Origin of the sequence: Micromonospora sp. NPDC005206 (assembly GCF_040608175.1) — a bacterium.
Lineage (GTDB): Bacteria > Actinomycetota > Actinomycetes > Mycobacteriales > Micromonosporaceae > Micromonospora.
In genome coordinates this window covers 1-6,139 of record NZ_JBEXHU010000045.1, presented here as the reverse complement: position 1 = coordinate 6,139, position 6,139 = coordinate 1, and the positions used below count along the sequence as shown (strand labels likewise).

4 protein-coding genes and 2 pseudogenes are annotated in these 6,139 nt (G+C 70.6%); 3 read left to right on the top strand and 3 right to left on the bottom strand.

Annotated features, from left to right (window positions below; genetic code table 11):
* Positions 1-239, top strand: a pseudogene (locus ABZU69_RS35675) (hypothetical protein); the annotation flags it as partial.
* 1,131 nt (positions 240-1,370) lie between these two features.
* Here the strand turns inward: ABZU69_RS35675 and ABZU69_RS35670 are convergent.
* Together ABZU69_RS35670 and ABZU69_RS35665 are read right to left on the bottom strand one after the other, a co-directional pair.
* Positions 1,371-1,847, bottom strand: a complete 477-nt coding sequence (locus tag ABZU69_RS35670; RefSeq protein WP_354968658.1) for a hypothetical protein — start codon at positions 1,845-1,847, stop codon at positions 1,371-1,373.
* Between the two features lie 360 nt (positions 1,848-2,207).
* Complete coding sequence (locus ABZU69_RS35665) at positions 2,208-3,932, bottom strand: hypothetical protein (RefSeq protein ID WP_354968657.1); 1,725 nt, start codon at positions 3,930-3,932, stop codon at positions 2,208-2,210.
* A gap of 364 nt (positions 3,933-4,296) precedes the next feature.
* On the opposite strand from ABZU69_RS35665, the pseudogene ABZU69_RS35660 reads away from it, so the two are divergent.
* A pseudogene (locus ABZU69_RS35660) lies at positions 4,297-4,788 on the top strand (GDSL-type esterase/lipase family protein); the annotation flags it as partial.
* Between the two features lie 261 nt (positions 4,789-5,049).
* Positions 5,050-5,628, top strand: coding sequence for a zinc-binding dehydrogenase (locus ABZU69_RS35655; RefSeq protein ID WP_354968656.1), 579 nt, complete (start codon positions 5,050-5,052; stop codon positions 5,626-5,628).
* Here the strand turns inward: ABZU69_RS35655 and ABZU69_RS35650 are convergent.
* Positions 5,618-6,139 (bottom strand): hypothetical protein (locus tag ABZU69_RS35650; protein ID WP_354968655.1); only part of this gene is annotated, 522 nt, incomplete at its 5' end. The genes ABZU69_RS35655 and ABZU69_RS35650 overlap by 11 nt on opposite strands.

Below are 6,139 nucleotides of genomic sequence, written 5' to 3'. Positions count from 1 at the left end.
CGCTCGGTGTCGGTGGTGTGACGGGCGATCTGGGCGGCACGGTGCATGGCGTGACCGGCCTGGCTGGCGGCGTCACCGGTGACCTCGGCGAGACTCTCGACGGCACCGGCGGGCTCGGCGTGAGTGGCGTGACCGGTGACCTGGGCGGCCCGTTGCACGGCATCGGCAGCATCGCGGGGGACCTCGGTGTAACCGGCGACGCGCATGCCAGCGTGGATGGCGGGCTCCTGGGCGCCTAACCGGAGGCCTGCTTTGAGCTGGGACTTTGAGTAATGCGGGGGCCGGGGTCGCGTTCCATCGCGCCGTTCCCGGCCTCCGCAATGGCTTTGCCGGGGCCTCGTTGACGTGCGGTGCGGCTGGCGGGCGAAACCCGGCCGGCCGTTCGCTGCGTCGGGCCGGCTCTCTACGACCCAGGGGCGTCACCGTACAGGTCGCCGCACACGTCCAGAACGTCAAGCCGCGCCTGGGCGATGCCAGCGCTCGTGTCCGGCCCGGGCGCTGCACTGGCCGCTCCCGCCACCATTACCAAATCCCGTGTCAAGCGCCCGTTTCGGCTGACAACCCCGGCAGCCAGGCGACTGTCCACTGGCTGGCAGTGATCGCTTGCGAAGGCAGCGCCCTCACGGTCGCGCGCTCGCGACCGTTGCGCTCGATCCGTCCACGCATTCTCCAGACCTTGTCGGGTGGTCGGGGCCACGAACGGGAGTCGCCTGCCGCCTGTTCGTGCCATCGGCCGGGTGGACTTTTGGCTGATGGTGAGTAAGGTCGGCTAGCTGTCCGCACCTGTGCCCTGCAAGGAGGCCGGCGACCGTGGCCGAGAAATCGACGGCTGGTTCGGCCGATGCGGCTGCCCAAGATCACGACGACGCGGCGAGTGTCGTAGACAGCTGGATCTCTCGCCAGTCGCGGCTGGCAGTAGGTGAACCCGACTCCTTGGACAGGCGGCAGGAGGCTGCCGCGCCGCAACGGCATGAGGAGCTGCCGGACGAGTACGAGGAGTCGTACCGTCCCGCGGACACGTACCAGGAGCACGAAGCGCGACACGCAAGGCACCGGGCAGACCCGCAGTACGAGGGTGAGTACGAGCAGTACGACGCGGCCTACCCTCAGCACGAGCATGCCTACCAACCGTCAGACCCGCTGGGCTACCCCGAACCGGCCTACGACGAGCCCGACCATACCTATCTGTCCGACGGACACGACCAGGCCCATCGGGAAGAACGCCGGGCCCAAGAGCCGTACGAACCGACGGATGCCACTTCGGTCCACGAGGACGCGCGCGGCGCGCAATTGGAAAGGTATGCCGCACCGGGTGCGATCTACCCCCACGGGAAGTACCCCGACCACGATTACGCCGGCCGCAACGGGTATCACCGCGAGGAGTCCGACCCGCAGGACCCAGGGGCGAACGAGGGGCGGCCGCGAAGGAGGCACCATCGGAACGTTGCTGCCCGCTCACGGCGGGCCAGCCGGCGGCGGCGCTGGCTGATCCCGGTCGGAGGGCTCGCGGTGGGGGCGCTGCTATGCGTTCTGGCATTCACGTGGGGGCCGGGCCGGCCGCCGGCAGGCACCTTGCCGATATCGGCGGCCACCACCCCGTCGGACGCGTTCGAGCAACCGATTACTCTCTCGGAGATACCGTCGACGGCGCCAACCTCCGCGGCACCCCGCAGGTCCTCCGCGACGCCAAGCGCCACGCCGTCGGTCACGCCGTCCGCCACCCCCAGCGCCACACCGTCGGTCACGCCTTCCGCCACGCCGACGTCCACCGCGGCCACGCCGACACCGACCCGCAGCTCGGGCCCAATCCTGCTCGGCCCCTCGAGCCGCCGCGGGGTGGCGAACATGGCCCAGCGGTACTGCGATCGGTACACGGGAGGCTCAGCGGACCCCCGCAATGACGGCCGTTGGCAATGCGTGGGGCTTCTCTCCGCGTCCCTCGTCGACATGGACGTCGCCTGCCGCGACACGTACGATTCGGGCGCCTACGCACGGACATCGAATCCCGGTGATCCGTACGCCTGGCGATGCTACCGCTGACCTGGCCATCCGCACTGGGGACTCCTGCCCGATCTGTGACCGGCGCCGGTCATGGTAGGACTGTCAGCGGGGCTGACCGCAGGAGTGCGAACTTCATGATCAAGCGCCGTCGGGAAGCCGAACACACCTCCTCGGTATCAGCTACGCGGCCTAGGAGTATTTGTTGATCAGGCCGTTGAGGATCTTTCCGTCAGGACCGACCGGCCTCGGCCGACAGGGTGTTCGACCGACGCCGGATGGTCTCCGAGTTCGGTCGCGGGTCCCCGTCGTCTCACCGGGGCCTGCCGCGCTCGCGACGCTGATCTTTGCTCGGTGGCCTTCTCCACCGCGTCGGAGGCCGCGACGGGTGGTGTGGTGCGGCTCGCCGCGGTGCTTACCAGATCCGGCAGGTCCCGCCCAGCAACCAGGGGTAGCTCTCGCGTGACATCCGCAGTCGGCCCCGGCTCGCCCGCCAGGTCGGCGACTCGGGCGACACCTGCCCGCCCCGTCGCGGTTCGCGGCATCGGTGCCGCGCGGCGGGTCGTTGCCGGCGGCGCGTCGGCCGGCTCCGCGACGGAGTCTGGCGCGTCCGTGGTCGACGGCGATTCCGCCCGGCTGGTGGCGGACCGGCCTGCTGTGGTGCGCGGCTTTCGGCGCGGTGGGGTTGCCGGCAGGAGCGGGGCGAGTTCCGCGTGCAGCGCCGCCCAGTCCGAGGCGGGGAGCGGGTCGGGCTGATCCGTGGTCGAGGTGAGCTGGCCCGCGCCTTCGGACCGCTCCACCTGCCGGTCGGTACGGTCCGGCGTCACCGCCCGGGACCGCTCCGATCCCGAGCCCTTGGCACCGTCTCCCGCCTGCTGCACGGCGTCTCCGGCCGGCTCTGGCCGCACTGAGCCGCCGGAGGCCCCGTCCGCCGCGGGGGCTACGGGGGCCGCGTCCAGGAGCGGCTCGGGGGCGTGGGCCAACAGCCGCTCCGGCGCGTCGGCGAGCAGCCGCACGGCCGAGGCTAATGCGACGGGGTCGGGGTGCCCGGCCCGACGCCACCGCCGGCGGCGGCCAGCAGCCGGCAGGTTCCCGGCCAGCACACGCGCAGGTGCCAGATCGGCGGCGATCAGCGCGGTGAGCCCGTCGTAGTCCGCCTGCTCGGCCAGCCGCAGGGCGATCTCGTCGAGGTCGTACACCGCCAGGGCGATGTCCGCGGTGGTGGCGTCCAGTGCCCGGCTGATCTTGCGGCGCAACACCTTACTGAGCGCCACCTGCCGCCGCTCGGCGCGAATCTGCGCGCGGGCCGCGTCGAGCGAACCGTACAGCCCGAGGCCGGGATCGGCCTTGGCCAACGAGCGGGCGCGGCGGGTCAGCCACGGGTGTCGCAACCAATGCCCGACCGGTTCGTACCCCGGCGTCGTGGGTGGCAGCTGCTGCCTGGCGCGCAGCCGATCCCGCCGCTGATTCTCGCTGCTCATCAGCCACACCAGATAACCGAGCAGCGACATTCCCGCGTAGAAACCGCCTTCGAGGTGGTTACTGTGAGCCAGCCAGTTGAAGGCGACCGCGGCGGTGGCGATGCCGGCCGACAGCACCCGGGACAGCATCGCCCCTTCGCCTAGTCGACGGCGTACGTCAGCGTTCGCGAGCACCACGACGCCACCCAGCTCTAACGCCCCAACCGCGGGAAGGGCGACGTACCACGGCATGCCGAGCCCTTCCATCGCCCCGGACACCTGGCCACCGAGCGCGATCAGCAGCACGACAACGTAGAACCCGGTGCGCAACACGGCAACGTGCCGCATCGCCTTGGCCAGCTCCGCGTCCCACACCTCCGGCGGCCCGGCGCCTGACGCCCCGCCCTTGGCGCCTGAGGCCCCGCCAATGGAGTCTCCGCCGGTCATCCGAATCTGGTCCGGTTCCTGGAACACGCCGAGCAGGTTCCTCTCTCACCCCGGCCCCGGCCTGACCGGCGCCGCGGCCGCCCAACCCGGCGGTGCCGCCCGCCTAGTCGTACCAGAGCCGCGCTCCGGCTGCCGGCCGTCGTCCGTCGCATGCTACAAGGTTGCGGGCCGAATTGAAGTTTCTCAGATACCACGCCGAGTGCGTCGGGTCGCCCCTCCCGCGCCACACCGATGGCGACCGGAGCGGGCACCAGGTCACGCAGCACCCAGGCTGCCGCCCCGACACCGGGGTGACCATGGGCGGCCGTCTGCACCACATTTTCGGACGGCATAACGCGAAGCTCGCCGTCGGCGCTGTTCGGTCGCCCAGCCTGGACCGACCAAACTCGGCGTTGCCAACAGCGGCATCAGCGGCAACCGGATCCTGGATAGCAGCACTGGCACCGGGATCGGTGGCCCGAACGCGTTCGCCCGTCTGTCCCGGGACATGCTGACCACGTCCGGGGCGCGCACGGTCATCCTGCTCGAGGGCGTCAACGACATCCTCAACCTCGAACACCCCGACCCGGAGACTCTGAAACTCGCCCTGCGGCACATCGCCGCCCAGGCACACGCGAAGGGGCTGCGGATCGCCGTCGGAACCATCACGCCGATCAAGGGATGGCGCTCCTACACCGAGGAACGGGACAAGTTGCGGCAGGCCGTGAACGAGTTCATCCGCACGAGCGGCGACTTCGACGTCGTCGTCGACTTCGACGCGGTGGTGCGTGACCCGGCCGACCCGCAACAGATCAACCCGCCGTACGACTCGGGCGACCACCTGCACCCGTCAGACGCAGGCTACCGCGCAATGGCCGAGGCCATCGACCTCGGCGCACTCTGAGTGTTGGGCTGAGTGCAATGCCGTTGCTTTGGGCCTGGCTGACCGACTAGGTCGAGGACGCGCCAAACGTTCTTCGCCTCCGACAACACATGCCCGATCTGCCGCGCCGGCTACCAGTCGTCGTGCATCCACCGGGAGCCAGTCGGCGGGCTCGGCGCCCAGGCCGAGTACCTGCGTGTTCCGCTGGCCGACGGCACCCTCGTCGCCACGCCGGACATTCCCTCGGACGACCTGATCCCAAGCTTCCTTGCCGCCTCCGACGTGCTCGGCACCGGCTGGTTCGGTGCCGTGGCGGCCGAGGTCGGCCCGGGCAAGACCGTCGCGGTGGTCGGTGACGGTGCGGTCGGTCTACTCGCCGTGCTGGCGGCCAAGCAGCTCGGCGCGGGACGCATCATCTCGATGAGCAGGCATGAGCCGCGCCAAAAGCTCGCAGCGCACTATGGTGCGACCCACATCGTCACCGAACGCGGCGACGACGGCGTCGCACGGATCAAGGACCTCACCGACGGCCTCGGGGCGCACTCGGTCATCGAGGCGGTCGGCACCCAGGAGTCGATGATGCAGGCCATCAGGGCCACCCGTGCCGGCGGCCACGTCGGCTACGTCGGAGTCGCCCACGACGTCGAACTGCCCGGTGAGGAGCTGTTCTTCTCCCACGTGCACCTGCACGGCGGCCCCGCCCCGGTACGCCGTTTCCTGCCCGAGTTGATCGACCTGATCGGGACCCGGCAGATCGACCCGGGCAAGGTCTTCGACCTCACCCTTCCCCTCGATCAGGCCGCCGAGGGGTGCCGGGCGATGGACGAGCGCCGCGCCATCAAGACCCTCCTCAACCCCTGACGAGCTGCGCCCCCCGGAAGGCCGCCGCCCTGGCAGCGCACACACCGCGCTGAGTGAGCTCAACCCGGAACGAACCAACGATGGACAGGACGGCCGGCGGCAGCTTCACGGGCAGGGTCGCATTCGTGACGGGTGCGGCGAACGGGATCGGTCGCGCCACCACGCTCGCATTCGCACGCGAAGTTGTGCCGGTGACTCCGCGACGGCGTACGCAGGCACGGATGGCTTCCCGCCAAGGGGAGGGCCAACGCCCGGCCTCGTCGTCGAGTTCGGCGAGGGTGCCGGTTGGCGCGTCCTGGGGCCGCATCGAGTGCTGCACCACGTGATCGGCTACGCAGCCGGTGTCGCGCAGCAGGTCGTTGCGGCGCCGGTCGAACCATGCCCAGCCCAGCCCAGCCGGCGTGCTGCCGGCGCAGCTAGTGCTCTGACCACGAACGTTCACGGTGTTGGGGTCAGGCTGCGCGGGCGGCGGGTTGGCCCCATCGTCGTTGGCGTTCGCTGCGGATGCGGG